Here is a 17,329-nt window from a genome sequence, read left to right on the forward strand (position 1 = left end):
CCCGATACTGGTTGTATCGGGGTGATCCCGACAACGCGGCGAGCGTGCGTGCCAGACGCCGCCGGGCAGACGGGACTTTCGAAACACGCCCTAGGACGCCGGCGGCGTCGGCCCGCCGCCGGGCGCGGCCAGTCGGCGGTCGAGCGCCGCCACCGCGTCGCGGAACGCCCGGCCCAGACCCGGCCGGCCCATCCGCAGCGCGAACCGGAAGGGCGCGCCGCCCGCGGCCGCGAAGGTCCACTGCACCCGGGTGCCCCCGGCGGTCGGCGTGAGCCGCCACTCCTCCAAGAGGGCGTGCGGACCGGGGGCGTTGGTGACGTCGACCCGGTAGGCGTAGCGCACTGAGGGCTCGGCGGCCATCACCGTCTCCTCGAACCGGGTGCCGCCCCTCAGCCGGACCTCCCGGCCGCCGTCGGTGGCCCGCGAGTGGGTCACGGCCGCGAACCACTCGGGCCAGGTGTCGGTCTCGACGGCCAGCGCGCGGTAGAGGGCGTCCGCCGGGGCGGCCGCGTCGGCGGCGAAGACCAGGCGCAGCGGAGCGGTCTCGACGAAGTCGAGCTCCACGGGACGGAGTCGGCGAGCCATCGGGCCGCACCTCCAGCGATCGGTGTGGACGGGCACGAGCGGTCAACAGCGAGCTCGCACACCTTAACTGGCGGCCCGTCAGATGTCTTAGGCGGGGCCCCCGTCCACCTCGGCCGAGTCGCCCTCGCCCGCGACCAGCAGCCCCGGCAGATGCTCGGCCATCTCCTCGCGCGCGGCGTCGGACAGCCCCGAGTCCGTCACCAGCGTGTGCACCTCGTCCAGCGAGGCGAACGAACTCAGCCCCACCGTCCCCCACTTGGTGTGGTCCGCGACCACCACGACCCGCCGCGCGGACTGCACGAACCCCCGGTTGGTCTCCGCCTCCGCCAGGTTCGGCGTGGAGAGACCCGCCTCCACCGAGATGCCGTGCACCCCGAGGAAGAGCACGTCGAAGTGGAGCGAGCGGATCGCCTGGTCCGCGACCGGCCCCACCAGGGAGTCGGACGGGGTGCGCACCCCGCCGGTGAGCACCACGGTCGCCGCGCCCGGCCGGATCCCGCCGTTGCCCGCGGCCCGCTGCGCCGCGTGGAAGACGTCCGCGACCCGCACCGAGTTGGTCACCACCGTCAGATCCGGCACGTCGAGGAGCCGGTGCGCCAGGGCGTACGTCGTCGTACCGCCCGAGAGCGCGATGGCGCTGCCCGGCACGGCCATCGCGGCCGCCGCGCGCGCGATGTCCTCCTTGGCGCTCAGCTCCAGGCCAGACTTGGCCTCGAAGCCCGGCTCGTGCGTGGAGGCCTCGACCACCGGCACCGCGCCGCCGTGCACCTTCTCGATCACGCCCTGCCGGGCCAGCGCGTCCAGGTCCCGGCGCACCGTCATGTCCGAGACGTTGAGCTTCCGGGTGAGCTCATTGACCCGGACACCGCCACGCCGTCTGACCTCGTCGAGGATCAGGGCGCGACGCTGCTCCGCGAGCAGATTCTGGTTGTCGGTCACTGCCGGGTCGGTCCTTCCGCGTCGCCGTACATGTCGTCGCCGTACATCCGAATCCTGTCACGGGGAGATTCCGTGAGGACACCGCACTCCGGCAGCAGATCCGAGATCCTGAAGAACCCGCACGCCGAGGCCCCCGCGCCGAGGTCCTCCGGCGCCCGCACGACGCCCGACCCGCACGATCCGCGATCCGCACGACAACCCCCGCCGTGTCCCGCCGCCGATCCTCCCATCATGAGAGCGAGTCACAGAAGTGTCCCGTGCCACACCGGCCGCCGACGACGGCGGGCCCGCGCTCGAACTGCTCGTCCACGGCGTCGGTGGTGCCACCCCGCAGTCCATGCTCGACGACCCGCGTACGGTCCGGGTCACCGGGGACGAGACCGCCGCCGTCCACCGCCGCACCGAGGACGCCGACGCCGAGGACCACCCCGAGCGCTACCGTGGCCGGCCCGTGCCCGAGGCGTACTGCTGGGCCAACCTCACCTCCGGCAACGGAGCCCGCGCCCTGTGGCTGCTGCTCCTGCCGTTCATGGTGGTCAACCTCGCGCACTGGATGCGCCCGCCCGCCCGGGGGTCCGCACGCGCGGTGCGGCTCTACGGGGTCCTTGTCCGGCTCGTCGCGCTCAGCCTGACCGTGCTGCTCATCGCAGCCGCCTGCGAGGTCGCGCTCGATCTGGCCGCCTGGCAGTGCGCGGGCGCGGCGAGCTGCGCCGCCGGGAAGTCCTGGCTCGGCTTCCTGTCGCCCGAGCGGCACGGCTGGTGGAGCCCGCCCGGCCGCCGACTGGCGCTGGCCGCGCTGGTGCCCGCCGCCCTGACCGGGCTGCTCTGGTACCTGTCCAACCGCACCTGGAGCGCGTACGAGTCCCAGCAGCCGCTCGGCACCGCCGGGGACGACGACGAGCCGCACGCGCCCGCTCTGAGCCGCCCCGGCTTCTGGTACGGGCGGCGCCTGGTCGCCCGGCTGCGCGCCGCCCACACCGCCGCCGGGTTCCTCACCGTCGCCGCGGCCGTCACCGCAGCCGCCGCCCGCCACGACCGGGCCGGCGCGAGCACCCCGCTCGACGTCCTCGGCTGGCTCCTGACGGCGACTCTGCTCGTGGGGGCGGCCGTCGTGGTGGGCGTGGTGTGCGGCCGGGGCCGCAGCGAATCGCGCCTCGACGAGCACCTGGACCGGGCCGTCATCACGTTCCTGCCCGCCGCCGCCCTCGGCGTGCTCGTTCTGTCGATGGTGTACGCGTCGTGGGAGCGGCCCGGCTGGGCCTCGCACTCCACGCTCCCCGGCGACCGCACCTTCGGGGTCATCGCCCTGGCCCAAGGCGTCCTGGTCGTCCTGCTCGCCGGGGTCGCGCTCCTGCTGCGGCGCCGCGCGCACGACTCCCGTACCGCGCTGTCCGGCCTCGGCGGCCCCGCCGTCGCGCTCCTGGCGTGCGCGCTCGGCGGAGTGATGACCGGCGGGGTCGCCCAGCGCGTGGCCGACTGGCTGGACGGCTCCGGTACGCCCGGCGAGGCCCGCGACGTCTTCAAGGGCCCGCCGCCGCTGCTCACCTGGCAGGCCTCGGTGATCCCAGCCCTGCTCGCGTTCCTCGTCCCGGCCGTCGCCTACTTCGCGTTGCGCACCTGGCGCACCGCACGTGCCGAGGAGCCGGGGCTGCTCGCGGACTACCCGGGCGAGCTCCCGGACGCCGCCCGCTCCCGGCGGATCGCCACCGCCCGTGCGATGGCCGGACTCACCGACCGCGCGCCCGCCTTCCTCGGCATCGTCGGCGCCGCCACGCTGCTGCTCGGCGCGGGCGCGCTCGCGGGCTCGTGGGCCACCGGTCAGGTGCCCGGGCGGGCGGCGGCCGACGCGCCGGGCGCGGTCGCCTCGGCCGCCGACACCGCCCAGGCGCTCGGCTCCTGGCTCACCGGCCTCGGCTTCCTGCTCTTCGTCACCTGGGGCCGGCGCGCCTACAAGGACGCCTCGGCCCGGCGCACCATCGGCATCCTGTGGGACGTGGGCACCTTCTGGCCGCGCGCGGCCCATCCGTTCGCCCCGCCCTGCTACGCCGAACGGGCCGTGCCGGACCTGGCCTGGCGGATGAACACCTGGACCGGGCGCACCGGCGGCCGCCTCGTCATCTCCGGCCACTCCCAGGGCAGCGTCCTGGCGGCCGCCGCCGTGTGGCAGCTGCCCGCCCGCACCCGCCGCAGCGTCGCGCTGCTCACCTACGGCTCGCCCCTGGAGCGGCTTTACGGGCGCTGGTTCCCCGCGTACTTCGGGCGCCCGGAACTGACCGCCCTCCACCGGGAGCTGCACTGCTGGCGCAACCTGTGGCGGGCCACCGACCCGATAGGCGGCCCGGTGCTGCCCGGCACGAACGTGGACCGGGGCCCGCTCCTCGACCCGCTCGCCTTCGGGCGTACGAAACGGCAGCCGCTGCCCGCGCCGATCCTGGCCCACTCGGACTACCAGGCCGACCCGGCCTTCGCCGAGGAGCGCACCGCACTCCTTGAAGAATTGGCACCGGCGCTCCCGCAGCAGCGCTGACTAACCGTCAACAACCTTGCTTCTCAGGGAAGTTCGGGCAGATCGTCCGCGTAGAGGAGGCTCAGGTCGTCCGGGCTCGCGTCGGCGAACTGGGCGACCCGGCCCGCGTGCCGCTCCACCATCGACTCGAACGTCTGGCGCGCGGTGCGGCCGTTGCCGAACGCCGGGCCCTTGGGCAGCGCTGTGAAGTACTTCAGGAGCGCCTCGGCCGTCCCGCTGCCCAGCCGGTACTCGTGCTCCTCGGCCTGCTGCTCCACGATCCGCAGCAGTTCGTCCGGGTCGTAGTCGCTGAAGGTGATGGTCCGTGAGAAACGGGACGCCACCCCGGGGTTGACCCTGAGGAAGCGTTCCATCTCCGCCGTGTACCCGGCGACGATCACCACCACCGCCTCGCGGTGGTCCTCCATCAGCTTCACCAGGGTGTCGATCGCCTCCCGGCCGAAGTCCCGTCCGGAGTCCTCGGGCGACAGCGCGTACGCCTCGTCGATGAACAGCACGCCGCCGCGCGCCCGGTCGAACGCCTCCTGGGTGCGGATCGCGGTCGACCCGATGTGCTCGCCCACCAGATCGACCCGGGACACCTCGACGAGGTGCCCGCGCTCCAGCACCCCGAGCGACGCCAGGATCTCCCCGTAGAGCCGGGCGACCGTGGTCTTGCCGGTGCCGGGGGAGCCGGTGAAGACCAGATGGCGGCGGGCCGAGGCGGCCTTGAGCCCGGCCCGCTGCCGCTTGCGGCCCACCTCGATCATGTCGGTGAGCGCCCGCACCTCGCGTTTGACGCTCTCCAGGCCCACCAGCGTGTCGAGTTCACCCAGGACGTCCTGCGAGGAGCGGGCGGGTTCCTCCACGGGCACCGCCGCGGTTCCGGTGGGGCGCTGCCCCGGGACCGTGGAGAGCAGGCCCATCGTCTGGGTCGCGGTCTGGACGGCGGGCGGCTCCTGCGCCCCGGGGCGCACGCCGCTCTCGTCGCTGGTGCAGTCCTCGGAGACCGGCCCGTCCTCGCCGAACTCGTACCCGCCGCGCGCGCAGCGCTCCGTACGGCAGCGGGTCAGCGTCGTACGGCAGCCGTCCACCACATGGAAGCCGTAGCCCCCGCTGCCGGTCACCCGGCAGCCGTGGAAGGTGCCCCGGCCCTCCGCCGACACGTAGAACCCGGCCTCGGCGGGCGCGGTGACCGTACAGCGCTCGATGCGGGGGTCGGCGCCCTTGGTGACGATCACGCCGGTCTGTGCCGCGTCGATGGTGCAGTTGGCGAGTGTGCCGCCGCTGCCGTGGTCGCGGAACCAGGCGCCCGTGGAGACCTCCCTGATGCGGCAGTCGTCGAGCTGCGCGGTGGCCCCGTCGCTCACCGACACCGCGGTGTTGCGCACCTGCGAGATGTCGCTGTCGACGACGTCGGCGCGCGAGCCCCGGTCCAGGACGAACAGCGCGTCCGGCACGTCGTGGACGCGGCACGCCTCCAGGACCGCCGTCGCGCCGTCGCTGACCCACACCGCCGGATAGTCGCCCGTACTGTCATGGATCTCGCACTGGTTGGCGTCCACCCGGGTGCCCGGGTCCCACACCGAGAGGCCGTTGCGGCCGAAGCTGCGCACCGCCGAGCGGGTGAGCGTCAGGACCGAGCGGGAGCGCAGGTCCACCGCGTTCTCGGGGATGTCGTGGATGTCGCAGTCGGCGAGCGTGAGCACCGCGTCCGTGTCGAGCGTGACCCCGTCCGCCGAGGTGCGGTGCACCGTGCAGTCGGTGAGGTGCGCCACGGCGCGCGCGGCGATCTGCACCCCGGCGCCCTTGATCTCGTACACCTCGCAGCCCAGCGCCTCGAGGCCGGTGCCCTCGCCGGTCACCGAAAGGCCCGCGCCCGAGGCGTGATGCACCCGGCAGCGCTCCAGACGGGGGTGGGCGCCCGCGCGCACCGAGACGCCGGACTGGCCGGCCGCGACCACCTCGCACTCCTCGAACAGGCCGCCCGCGCCGTCCAGTACACCGATGCCGACGCCGCCCGGATTGTCCACGGTGCAGCGCCGGACCGTGGGGCGGGCCGCGCCGCGCACCTCGATGCCGACCGCCGAGCGGGTCACCACCCGCAGATCGCACAGCTCGGGCGCGCCGTCCTCGATCAGCAGCGCGGGCGCCGCCGCGTCCTGCCCTTCGAGCTGGAGGTCCTGGACGGTGGCGGAGGCGCGCACGGTCAGCGGCACGCCGTCGGCCGGGGCGATCCGCACCGATCCCGCCGACCCCTCCGGGCCGCGCAGGGTCACGGCCCGCCGCAGGACCAGGTTCTCGCGGTAGGTGCCGGGTGCGACCGTGAGGATGTCGCCGTCCGCCGCGGCCTCCAGGGCAGCGGCGAGCGAGGCGTATTCGCCGGTGCGGCGCCGCCACCTCGAAGTGCCGGTGTGGGTTACCTGGACCGTGCCCTGAGCCATGGCGCTGCTGTGCCCCCACCTCGTGCGTGCGAACGCTGTACGTGCGACTGATGGTCCACCGTAGCGCGCGCGAGGCCGGCGAGTTGACCGGTCAGCTGCCTGCTCCCGCACGGCCCCAGTCCGGACCGTATCCGGCCCAGGCGCGGTCGAGACGGGCATACCGCCGTCGCACCAGCCGCCATACGACGAGCCGTCGTATGCCCTCGACGAGGCCGGCCGCCGCCACGGCCGCGCCGAGACCGGCGAACACCGCGTGCGCGTGCGCGGTGGCGGAGTCCAGGGGACGGCTCGTGCGCATGCCCCGGTCGTCCGTCCACATGCGGAAAGTGGAGCCCGCGGGGGCCGACCGCCTGGGGGCGGCGACCGTGCCGGTGTGGAGAGTGCCGTCGTACGCCGTCCAGTTGGCCACCACCCGGATCCGGCCCTCGCGGCCGCCCACCCCCTCGGCGTCGGCGAGCGCACTGCGCTCGTGCGCCTGGTGGACCACCACGGCCGTCGTCGCGTGCCGCTCGCGATGCTGCCTGGTCACCGTGCGCTGGAGCGCCCGGTCCGTGACCGCCCCGCACAGGCTCCCCAGCACCGGCGAGGCCAGCGCCATCAGCACCAGGGCGGCGAGCGCCACCCATGCCTCGACGAGATCCGTACGGCGGCGTAAGGGGTTCTGCCGCCAACGCCACACCCCCACTGCGGATCGCACTGAATCGCACCCCCTTCCGCATGCGTCCTGGCCCCGGATGGTGCGCCCTACGCGCGAGCGGGCCCAAGAGAGAGCAACGTCACCCGAGCCCCCCTCCCGCACAACGCGTCCGCCGTCCTCACGAGTTCCCGCCGACGGGCGCCTTACGCGAGAACGCGCACGGGATCACCGGTGCGGATGACACCGGTGCGCTCCGGGACGACGTTCTGCCCGAACACCAGCTTCGTGCCGAAGCGGCGGTGGCGGCCCAGGGTGCGCAGCGGCTCGCGGCCGCGCGCGGAGGTCGCCTGGTTCGTGGTGGTGATGACACAGCGCCCGCAGGGCTTGGCGACCCGGAAGACGACCTCGCCGATCGCGATCCGCGACCAGTGGTCCTCGGCCCACGGCTCGGTGCCGTCGACGACCACATTGGGGCGGAACCGGTTCATCGGGAGCGGGCCCTCGTGCGGATGGCCACCCTGCGCGATCAGTGAGTTCAGCGCCTCCAGCGAGGCCGTGGTGGCGACCAGGAGCGGGAAGCCGTCGGCGAAGCTCACCGTCTCGCCCGGCCGCGCGAAGTCCGGGTCGATCGGCCGCCGGGTCGCGGGATCGTCGAGGTGGACCAGCCGGACCTCCACCCCGAGGTGCTCGCTGAACCACGCGTGCGCGGCCTCGTCGGCCGCTATCGCCTCGACCTTCTTGCCGAAGAGCGTCACCGCGCTCGCGCTGATCGGCTCGGGCACGGCGACGGTCAGATCCTCCCGCCCGGGCGCGGACAGCCGGACGGAGCCGTCCGGCAGTGCACGGGCGGCGGCCAACGCGAGCCGCGCCTGCTCGCGTTGGGTCACGGCCTTCCCGGCGGCGTCGACGACCATCCAGCGGCGGTCGCCGGCCGGACCCCATGGTTCGACCTGCACCTCGTCGAGTCGGTACCCCCCGACCGACTTGACGGGGTAGATGTTGATGTGGCGCACGACGGGCTGAATCGGTCTCTCCATGAGCCAATCCTGCCAGCCGCCTCGGACATCCGGTCGAACGCGGAGGAGCGGTGGGCTACCCCGCTCAGTACCCCGTGTTCGGGTACGGCTGGTTGTAGCCGTCGTACGGCGCCGGGGCGGGCCGCGGGGCCGCGGGGCGCATCGCCTCGTAGCCGGTCGGGCCCATCGGGCGCTGCTGCTGGGCCTGCGGGCTCGGGTAGCCGCGCGGGGCGCCGGTCTGCTGCGGGATGTAGGGAGCGGGCGTCTGCTGCAGCGGCATCGGCTGCGGCGCCTGCTGGTAGCCGTACGACGAGGCGTAGGCGGGCTGCTGCTGGGAGGGGGCGGCGGGCAGGGCGGGGAGCGCGGCCGGGAGGGCAGGCAGATAACTGCTGCCGGTGTCGTACAGGGCGGGTACTCGGATCGGGGCGATCTGAGGCGTTCCCCGTTCTGCGACGAGGGAGTCGTAGATGGGGGTGTCCGGGAAGGACGGCGCGGAGTAGTAACCGCCGCCATAGGTGGAGCGGGGGGAGGTCATGGCACATAAGTTAAGCCCACGATGTGGTCGTTGGGGAGCCCGATAAGAGGGTTGTTTTACGGGTTCGGAGTGATCGCACATCCCCAATGCGAGCGAACATGGGAAAATCGGTCGCCCCGGAGCGTACGGATCCTGTAAAGGCCGAGCTCGGGAGGGGTTACCGGCGGGTGCCGGAACGCCTGCCGGGGTTTAGGTTGACGGTGCGGAAAATCTTTCGGCACCCCGACTCGCGATGGGGGCGAGCATGTCCATGCTTAAAGGGTCCAATGTTCCGGTGCCGGCGCCGACCGTACGCGTCGAATTGGCCTGGCGTTCCGGTCCCGGGGTGCCGGATGCCGACGCCTCGGCCCTGCTGATCGCGTCGGGCACCGGGAAGGTCCGCTCCGACGCGGACTTCGTCTTCTACAACCAGCCGGCGCACGCCTCCGGAGCGGTGCGGTACGAGGGCAAGCAGAGCTCGGCCGAGGACGTCACGGACACGCTCTTCGTCGACCTCGCGCGCGTGGAGCCCGACGTGGAGCGCGTGGTGCTCGCCGCTTCCGCCGATGGCGGAACGTTTGGCCGCGTCCCGGGGCTGGCCATCCGGGTCCTCGACGGGGTGAGCGGCGCGGAGCTCGCCCGCTTCGACAGCGCGGACGCGACCGTGGAGACGGCGTTCATCCTGGGCGAGCTCTACCGGCGCCAGGGCGCGTGGAAGTTCCGTGCGGTGGGCCAGGGATACGACTCCGGACTTGAAGGGCTGGCAACGGACTTCGGGATCACGGTCGACCGGCCGGGTGCGCAGGCCCCGGCCGGGCCGTCGGATCCCAACCAGGCACCGGTTCCGGCGGCCGCCCGGCCGAGAGCCGCGCCGTCCGCTCCGGCCCCGCCCGCTGCGGCCCCGCCCGCTCCCGCCCCGGCGGCGAGCGTCCCCCCCTTCCCGGCAGCCGCCCCGCCGCCTTCGGCCGCACCGCCCGCGCCGGCCCCCGTACGCCTGTCCAAGGTGACCCTGACCAAGGCGGCTCCCACGGTCTCGCTGGCCAAGCAGGGTGGCAGCTCGGGGGCGCTGAGGGTCAACCTCAACTGGCAGATGCGCAAGCAGTTCAGCGGCTGGGGCGCCAAGCTCGGGCGTGCCGTCGCCAACCACGCCGACCTCGATCTCGACCTGTGCGCCCTCTACGAGCTCGCGGACGGCCGCAAGGGGGTCGTCCAGGCACTGGGCAACGCCTTCGGCTCGCTCAGCCGCCCCCCGTACATCCACCTCGACGGCGACGACCGCACCGGCGCCGTCACGTCCGGCGAGAACCTCACGGTCAACCTCGACCACAAGGACCAGCTCCGCCGCGTGCTGATCTTCGTGACGATCTACGAGGGAGCGCGCAGCTTCGCCGACCTGCACGCCACGGTCACCCTCCAGCCCGAGCACGGGGCGGCGATCGACTTCTCGCTCGACGAGTGCACCGTGCCCTCCACGGTCTGCGCCCTCGCGCTGCTCACCAACAACGGGGGCGACTTCGTCGTCCAGCGCGAGGCCCGCTATCTGGTGCCCGGGCGCGGCGTCAGCCCGCAGCGCACCATCGACCAGGAGTACGGGTGGGGCATGAACTGGACGCCCGGGCGCAAGTGACGCGCGCGTGGGCGCGGTTTTTGACGGCGGAGGCGAGAAGGCACCGCCCGGCTCACTGGTCCGGTGTAGCCTCCGGGCGCGCGTAAGTGCGCCCCTTCCATGCCGCCCCGCGCCCCCGGTAGTGCTGGACGGCGGAGTCCACCGTCATCAGTAGGTACAGCAGCGCGGTGACCGGCAGCAGCGGCGCGAGCAGCAGCGGCTGCCGGTAGTAGCGCAGCATCGGGACGTACGTCCCGGCCATCACCAGCCACGCGAACCCGCCCGCCCAGCCCGCCACTGCGTCGTCCCGCGCCATCCCGGCGAAGAGCGTGACCGGGGGAGCGAGATAGATCAGCGCGAGCCCCGCGACCGTCCCGAGCAGCAGGACCGGACTGTGCCGGAGCTGGGCGTACGCACTGCGCGCGATCATGCGCCACAGGTCGGCGAGGCGCGGATAGGGGCGCACGCTGTCGACGCGCTCCGCCAGCCCGAGCCAGATCCGCCCGCCCGAGCGGCTCACCGCGCGCGCCACCGACACGTCGTCGATGACCGCCTGGCGCACCGACTCCGGAATCCGCGCCCGCTCGGCGGCCTCCGTCCGCAGCAGGACGCAGCCGCCCGCGGCCGCCGCCGTGCGCGCCTCCGGCCGGTTGATCCAGTGGAACGGGTACAGCTGTGCGAAGAAGTAGACGAAGGCCGGCACCACCAGCCGCTCCCAGCCGCTCGCCACGCGCAGCCGCGCCATCTGCGACACCAGGTCGAGCCCGTTGGAGCGGGCCGCGGCCACCAACTCCCGCAGGCTGTCCGGCTCATGGGCGATGTCGGCGTCGGTCAGCAGCAGATACTCCGGCTCGCGCGCGCGGGCCAGCGCGATGCCCTGGCGCAGCGCCCACAGCTTCCCGGTCCAGCCGGGCTCGGGCTCGCCCGGCCGGACCACGGTCAGCGGGAGCGCGCACTCCTCCCGCGCGGCCAGCGCCCGCGCCAGCTCACCCGTGCCGTCCGAACTCCCGTCGTCGACCAGGAAGATCTCCGCCTCGCCCGGATAGTCCTGGGACAGCAGGGTGGGCAGGCTGCGCGGCAGCACCTCGGCCTCGTCCCTGGCCGGTACGACGATGGCGACATACGGCCAGTCCGGCGGGGCGGAACGGGCGGGGAGGCGCTGGTCGGTGCGCCAGAAGAAGCCCTGTCCGAGCAGCAGCCAGAGCCAGCAGAGCAGTGACACCACGGCGATCCATGCGAGGGCGCTCATCCGCCGCAGTCTGCACCACCTGAGCGGGTGCGCAAGGGCGGTCGACTATGGTGACCGGGTGAAGATCGCGCTCATGGACTCCGGAATCGGCCTGCTGGCGGCGGCCGCCGCCGTGCGCCGGCTGCGGCCGGACGCCGACCTCGTCCTCTCCTCCGCCCCGGACAGCATGCCGTGGGGCCCGCACACGCCCGAGGGCGTCACCGAGCGCGCGCTCGCCGTGGCGCGCGCCGCCGCCGAGCTCCGCCCGGACGCCCTGATCGTGGCCTGCAACACCGCCTCCGTGCACGCGCTTCCGGCCCTGCGCGCCGAACTGGAGCCGCGGATCCCGGTGATCGGGACCGTACCGGCGATCAAGCCGGCCGCCGCCAGTGGCGGACCCGTCGCCATCTGGGCCACTCCGGCCACCACCGGCAGCCCCTACCAGCGCGGGCTGATCCGCGAGTTCGCCGACGGCGTCGAGGTCACCGAGGTCGCCTGCCCCGGGCTCGCGGACGCGATCGAGCACGGCGACGAGCCCGCCATCGAGCTGGCCATCGCCGCGGCGGCCGAGCGGACCCCCAAGGACGTAAGGGGTGTCGTCCTGGGTTGCACCCATTACGAACTGGTCGCCGAGCGGGTGCGTGCCGCTGTGCGGCAGCCCGGTCTGTCGGCGCCCGGCCTGTATGGCAGCGCGTCGGCCGTCGCCGCCCAGGCGCTGCGCCGGGCCGGCCTGGAAGCCGCCCCGGACGCGGCGCCCACCGGCATGGTGACGGTGCTGCTCAGCGGCCGTGCCGGCGCCCTTCCGGAGACCGCGCTCGGCTATCCGGAAGGCCTGCTGCTACAGAGGGTCACCATCGCTCACTGAAATGCGGGGCGCCCCTGCTCACTGAGAGTGGGGTCACTGCCGGTGCTGTGGAATCTGAGTAGTCTGCTAGACATGAGGGAATTCCCCCCCGAGCCGCCGGCGCACGACAGTGGTGCCCCGGCGCTCGCCCCGCAGCCGGCGATCTGGACCGGTCGCGCGACCAACCGTGTCCAGTGGCTGCTCGCCGCAGGCGGCGCGGCGTGCGTGGCGCTCGGCGTCGAGCTCGCCGTCGACTCCAACTGGACGTCCGGCGTCGCCCCGCTGCTCATGTCGGTGATCGGCTGCGTCGCGGCCGGGCTCCTGGTGATCTACGGAACGCTCGCCTTCGTCCATGTGGCCGTGAAGGTCGACGACGACTCCCTCGAAGTGCGCTGCGGCCACATCGGCCTGCCGCGCCGCCGGATCTCGCTCTTGGACGTGGTGGGCGCGGACTTCGAGCCGCGCGTCACCCCGCGCCAGTGGGGCGGCTGGGGCTACCGCTGGCGCCCCGAGAAGGGCACCGCGGTCGTCGTACGCCGAGGTGAGGGCCTGGTGCTGCGGCTCGGCGACGGCCGTGTCTTCACCGTGACGGTGGACGACGCCGAGGCGGCGGTCCGCGTCATCCGCGACCGTCTGCGCCTGCTCGGAGCGGCCGAGCGCGCCGAGGCCTGACCCTCCCGCCTCTCCTCACCCGGATCGGCCACGCGCGCGTACGACCTGAACCTCCTGTTCCGCCTCCTGCCGCCCGTCTCCGTGCGGCCGCGCCGTCGCCAGGCCCGCCAGCAGGCCCGCGCCCATCGTCACCGGGGTGAAGCTCAGTGCGTTGCCGACGCAGGCGAACGCGGCCAGCGCGGTGAGCGCGGCGCCCGCCGTGAGGACGACGGACGTGGGCCTGGGCGAGCGCCACAGTGCGTACAGCATCCAGCCGTAGGTGGCCCCGAGCAGCGTGGCTCCCACCGCGCCCTGCTCGGACGCCTGCTGGAGCAGGGCGGAGTGCGGCTTGCCGGCGGCGACCGGGGACTGCCGCGCCACCGGACTGAGGCTGCCGAACCGGTCGGACCCGGTTCCGCGCACGGGGTGGTCCTCGGCCAGATCCACCGCGTCCCGCCACAGCAGCACGCGCTCCGGCGTCAGCTGGCCCTCCAGGGAGACGGTGAGCCCGTCGGGCAGCACGTCCTCGGCCACGGCGACCGACCCCACCGCGACGAGCACGGCGACCGCCGCGAGCCCCGCGAGGCCCACCGTCCGGTGCCGCATCCGGGCCGCCGCCAGGGAGCACAGCAGTACGCCGAGCGCCGCCGCGCAGCCCGCCGCCGAGCCGAGTGCGAGGGCCGTGCCCGCGCACCCCACGGCGAGCAGCCGCAGCGCGAGGCGGATCGCGGTCGTACGGGCCGCCCAGGCGCCGCAGCAGGCCGCGCCCGCGGCGAGCGCGGGAAGCGCGGCCGAGACGCCGATGTGGCCCGGCAGGGGGTCCACGGTGGCGCCGGGGACGCCGTCCCTGGAGGCGTACGCCAGGAGAAGGCCCGCGCTCGCGGCGCAGGTCGCGGCCGCGACGGGCACCAGACTGCCGCTGATCCGGCCCAGCGCGTACCCCGCGGCCACCGCGACCACCGCGAGCAGCACGCCCTCCGGGCGGGCCTCCCGCCCCGCCGCTGCGACCAGCGACCACCCCGCGCAGGCGCCCAGCACCAGGACGCCGACGAGATCGGGCCCGGCCCGGCGCTCGGGTGCGGCGGACCGGCCTGTCAGTGCGCTCATCCCCGCCCCCCGGCCGTCTGACGGACTGCGCACACCGTAGTGGCGCAGGGCACGATCTGGGTGCAGATCGTGCGGAAACGTTCCGGCGGGGGTGGGTTCCGATGCCCGTACGCGTACGGACGTAGTGATCGGAGCCGATCCGACGGTGATCGTGCGCATATGGACGGTTACTGTACGAACCGGTCTGACACGGCTACAGCTCGCGGCCGTAGACTCCGCCGGGTGAGCACGACCACCACCCCCACAGCCGAGCCAGAGCAGCTCGAACCGCAGCCCGCCACCGCCTCGCGCGGCCGTCGGCTGCTGCACCGGTTCGTACGGCCTGCCACGGCCGCGCTGTCCGGGGTGTTCCTGTACCTGAGCTTCCCGCCCCGGCCTCTGTGGTGGCTGGCGGTGCCCGCGTTCGCGCTGTTCGGCTGGTGTCTGCGCGGGCGGACCTGGAAGGCCGGATTCGGCCTCGGCTACCTCTTCGGGCTCGGCTTCCTGCTGCCGCTGCTCAACTGGACGGGCGTGGAGGTCGGCCCCGGCCCTTGGCTGGCCCTGGCGGCCATCGAGGCGGTCGGGGTGGCCGCCGCGGGCGCCGGGATCGCGGCGGTCTCGCGGCTGCCCTGGTGGCCGGTGGGGGGCGCGGCGATGTGGATCGCCTCCGAGGCGGCACGCGCGCGCGTGCCGTTCGGCGGCTTCCCCTGGGGCAAGCTGGCCTTCGGCCAGGCGGACGGGGTGTTCCTGCCGCTCGCCGCCCTGGGCGGCACACCCGTCCTCGGCTTCGCCGTCGTGCTCTGCGGCTTCGGGCTCTACGAGTGCGTGCGCCAGGCGCTGCGCCTGCGCGCCACCGGTGTCGTACGCAAGGGGGCCCTGGCCGCCGCCCTGGCCGCCCTGCTCGCCCCGGTCGCCGCCGCCTTCGCCGCGACGCCGCTGGTCAGCGTCGCGGCCGAGAACGGCACCGCCACGGTCGCCGTGATCCAGGGCAATGTGCCGCGCCTGGGCCTGGACTTCAACGAGCAGCGCCGCGCGGTGCTCGACTACCACGTGCGCGAAACCCTGCGGCTCGCCGACCGGGTCAAGGCGGGCAAGGCCGCCAAGCCCGACTTCGTGCTCTGGCCGGAGAACTCCTCGGACGTCGACCCGTACACCGACGCCCAGGCGTACACCGACATCGACCGGGCCGCCAAGGCGATCGGCGCGCCCATCTCGGTGGGCGCGGTCGTCGAGCGCCCCGACGGACAGCTCTTCAACGAGCAGGTGCTGTGGGACCCGAAGACGGGCCCCGGAGCCACCTACGACAAGCGGCAGATCCAGCCGTTCGGCGAGTACATCCCGCTGCGCGGCCTCATCAAGCAGTTCGGCCCGGGCTATGTCTCCATGGTCCGCCAGGACTTCAGCCGCGGCACCAAGCCCGGTGTGTTCGACATGGCGGGCACCGAGGTCGGCATCGCCACCTGCTACGAGGCGGCGTTCGACTGGGCCGTGCGCGACACCGTCACCCATGGCGCGCAGATCATCTCCGTACCGAGCAACAACGCGACCTTCGACCGCAGCGAGATGACCTACCAGCAGCTCGCCATGTCGCGCGTGCGCGCGGTCGAGCACAGCCGGACCGTCACCGTCCCCGTCACCAGCGGGGTCAGCGCGGTGATCATGCCCGACGGGGGAGTCGTCCAGAAGACCAGGATGTTCACGCCCGACTCGCTCGTCGCCAAGGTGCCGCTGCGCTCCTCCGAGACTCCGGCGACCCGGCTCGGCACCGCGCCCGAGTGGGCCCTGGTGGCGCTCGCGGCGGCGGGACTCGGCTGGGCGGTGAGCCGTACCGTACGCGCGCGTCGTGAACCGGAGTCCGGCGCCGCCGAGTCTCGTTAGGGTCGAGGGCATGGCGACACCAGAGTTCATCCGAGAGATCCGGGCCTCGGCCGGCCAGCAGCTGCTGTTCCTGCCGGGAGTCAGCGTGGTCGTCTTCGACGACGAGGGCCGGGTGCTGCTCGGCCGGCGCGTGGACACCGGCGAGTGGTCGATCATCGGCGGGATCCCCGAACCCGGCGAGCAGCCCGCCGAGACCGCCGTGCGCGAGGTGTACGAAGAGGCCGCCGTGCGGTGCGTCGTGGAGAAGGTCGTCCTGGTGGACGCGCTGCGCCCGGTCACCTACCCCAACGGCGACCACTGCCAGTTCATGGACATCTGCTTCAAGTGCCGGGCCGTGGGCGGCGAGGCACGCGTCAACGACGACGAGTCCCTGGAGGTCGGCTGGTTCCCGGTCGACATGCTGCCGGAGCTGGAGGAGTTCTCGCTCTTCCGGATCAAACAGGCGATGACCGATGAACCGACATGGTTCGCGCCTATGACCGAGCGCTGAAGTGTGGGCCCGGACCACATGGGTGGTGGGCGGCCACTCTGCCTAGGGTCGAGAACATGACCGCGCCCACCACACCTGGTCCCGTCCCCCCGTCCATCGAGCTCGACCTGGGCGGTCGCACCGCCCTGGTCACCGGGGCCGCAGGCGGCATCGGCCGGGCCTGCGCCCTGCGCCTGGCGGCCGCCGGCGCCAAGGTGCGGGCCGTCGACCGGGACGCCGAAGGCCTCGAAGTCCTGGCCGGACAGGGCGCAGGCCTCGCCGGATCCCTGGAGCCCCTGGTCCTGGACCTCACCGACCTCGAAGCCGCCGAGCAGGCCGCCACCGGCACCGACGTCCTGGTGAACAACGCCGGGCTGCAACTCGTGCGCCCCATCGAGGAGTTCCCGCCCGAGGTGTTCCACACCGTGCTGACGGTGATGCTGGAAGCGCCGTTCCGGCTGATCAGGGGATCGCTGCCGCACATGTACGGGCAGGGCTGGGGCCGCATCGTCAACATCTCCTCGGTGCACGGGCTGCGGGCCTCCGCGTACAAGTCGGCCTATGTCGCGGCCAAGCACGGCCTCGAAGGGCTCTCCAAGACGGCCGCCCTGGAAGGCGCCCAGCACGGCGTCACGTCGAACTGCGTCAGCCCCGGCTACGTCCGCACCCCGCTCGTCGAGCGGCAGATCGCCGACCAGGCAGCCGCCCACGGCATCCCCGAGGAGCGAGTCCTGACCGAGGTGCTCCTCAAGGACTCGGCGCTCAAACGGCTGGTCGAGCCCGACGAGGTCGCCGAGGCCGTCGCCTACCTCTGCGCTCCGCAGGCCTCCTTCATCACCGGCACCTCGCTCGCACTGGACGGCGGCTGGACCGCGCACTGACGCACCGCCGGCGCACCCGGGCGGTACCCGCCGCCGCACCACCAC

General features: G+C 73.6%; 15 protein-coding genes. 7 read left to right on the plus strand and 8 right to left on the minus strand.

The genetic code is table 11. The features are described from left to right. Window positions 1–90: 90 nt before the first annotated feature. Entirely contained in the window at window positions 91–585 is a 495-nt protein-coding gene (locus ACZ499_RS34845; RefSeq protein WP_468680538.1) for an SRPBCC family protein, read from the minus strand. An 87-nt stretch (window positions 586–672) separates the two neighbouring features. Continuing rightward, the gene (locus tag ACZ499_RS34850) at window positions 673–1,524 is read right to left on the minus strand and encodes a DeoR/GlpR family DNA-binding transcription regulator (RefSeq protein WP_468680540.1); all 852 of its coding nucleotides are present in this window, start codon (window positions 1,522–1,524) and stop codon (window positions 673–675) included. A 250-nt stretch (window positions 1,525–1,774) separates the two neighbouring features. Here ACZ499_RS34850 and ACZ499_RS34855 point away from each other — a divergent pair, with 250 nt between their 5' ends. Further along, window positions 1,775–4,051 (plus strand): hypothetical protein, encoded by a 2,277-nt coding sequence (locus tag ACZ499_RS34855; RefSeq protein ID WP_468680542.1) that lies wholly within the window; start codon window positions 1,775–1,777, stop codon window positions 4,049–4,051. Between the two features lie 23 nt (window positions 4,052–4,074). On the opposite strand, the gene ACZ499_RS34860 is transcribed toward ACZ499_RS34855, so the two are convergent. From ACZ499_RS34860 to ACZ499_RS34875, 4 genes are all read right to left on the minus strand, one after another. Further along, entirely contained in the window at window positions 4,075–6,474 is a 2,400-nt protein-coding gene (locus tag ACZ499_RS34860) for a right-handed parallel beta-helix repeat-containing protein (protein ID WP_468409288.1), read from the minus strand. 91 nt (window positions 6,475–6,565) lie between these two features. Further along, entirely contained in the window at window positions 6,566–7,171 is a 606-nt protein-coding gene (locus tag ACZ499_RS34865; RefSeq protein WP_468680544.1) for an Rv1733c family protein, read from the minus strand. Between the two features lie 143 nt (window positions 7,172–7,314). Continuing rightward, complete coding sequence (locus ACZ499_RS34870) at window positions 7,315–8,148, minus strand: MOSC domain-containing protein (RefSeq protein WP_468680546.1); 834 nt, start codon at window positions 8,146–8,148, stop codon at window positions 7,315–7,317. Window positions 8,149–8,212: 64 nt separating this feature from the next. Continuing rightward, window positions 8,213–8,662, minus strand: coding sequence for a DUF6643 family protein (locus tag ACZ499_RS34875; RefSeq protein WP_468680548.1), 450 nt, complete (start codon window positions 8,660–8,662; stop codon window positions 8,213–8,215). Between the two features lie 232 nt (window positions 8,663–8,894). Between ACZ499_RS34875 and ACZ499_RS34880 the strand changes: the two genes are divergently transcribed. Further along, window positions 8,895–10,268 carry a TerD family protein gene (locus tag ACZ499_RS34880; protein WP_468680550.1) on the plus strand — a complete coding sequence of 458 codons (1,374 nt, stop codon included), beginning with the start codon at window positions 8,895–8,897 and terminating at the stop codon, window positions 10,266–10,268. A gap of 52 nt (window positions 10,269–10,320) precedes the next feature. Here ACZ499_RS34880 and ACZ499_RS34885 read toward each other — a convergent pair whose 3' ends face one another. Next, window positions 10,321–11,496, minus strand: a complete 1,176-nt coding sequence (locus tag ACZ499_RS34885; protein ID WP_468680551.1) for a glycosyltransferase — start codon at window positions 11,494–11,496, stop codon at window positions 10,321–10,323. Between the two features lie 58 nt (window positions 11,497–11,554). On the opposite strand from ACZ499_RS34885, the gene ACZ499_RS34890 reads away from it, so the two are divergent. Beyond that, window positions 11,555–12,340 (plus strand): glutamate racemase, encoded by a 786-nt coding sequence (locus tag ACZ499_RS34890; RefSeq protein WP_468680553.1) that lies wholly within the window; start codon window positions 11,555–11,557, stop codon window positions 12,338–12,340. Between the two features lie 72 nt (window positions 12,341–12,412). Then, window positions 12,413–12,991, plus strand: coding sequence for a hypothetical protein (locus ACZ499_RS34895; RefSeq protein ID WP_468680554.1), 579 nt, complete (start codon window positions 12,413–12,415; stop codon window positions 12,989–12,991). A 15-nt stretch (window positions 12,992–13,006) separates the two neighbouring features. On the opposite strand, the gene ACZ499_RS34900 is transcribed toward ACZ499_RS34895, so the two are convergent. Next, on the minus strand, window positions 13,007–14,077 hold the full coding sequence (locus ACZ499_RS34900; protein WP_468680556.1) for an O-antigen ligase family protein: 1,071 nt from the start codon (window positions 14,075–14,077) through the stop codon (window positions 13,007–13,009). Window positions 14,078–14,299: 222 nt separating this feature from the next. Between ACZ499_RS34900 and lnt the strand changes: the two genes are divergently transcribed. The 3 genes from lnt to ACZ499_RS34915 are packed head-to-tail and all read left to right on the plus strand — an operon-like array spanning window position 14,300 to window position 17,284. Beyond that, entirely contained in the window at window positions 14,300–15,934 is a 1,635-nt protein-coding gene (lnt, locus tag ACZ499_RS34905) for an apolipoprotein N-acyltransferase (RefSeq protein ID WP_468680558.1), read from the plus strand. Between the two features lie 10 nt (window positions 15,935–15,944). Next, on the plus strand, window positions 15,945–16,424 hold the full coding sequence (locus tag ACZ499_RS34910; protein ID WP_468680560.1) for an NUDIX hydrolase: 480 nt from the start codon (window positions 15,945–15,947) through the stop codon (window positions 16,422–16,424). 56 nt (window positions 16,425–16,480) lie between these two features. Further along, the gene (locus tag ACZ499_RS34915) at window positions 16,481–17,284 is read left to right on the plus strand and encodes a 3-hydroxybutyrate dehydrogenase (protein WP_468680562.1); all 804 of its coding nucleotides are present in this window, start codon (window positions 16,481–16,483) and stop codon (window positions 17,282–17,284) included. The last annotated feature ends 45 nt before the right edge of the window (window positions 17,285–17,329 follow it).

The sequence above is a fragment of the Streptomyces sp. NPDC031265 genome, assembly GCF_055570295.1.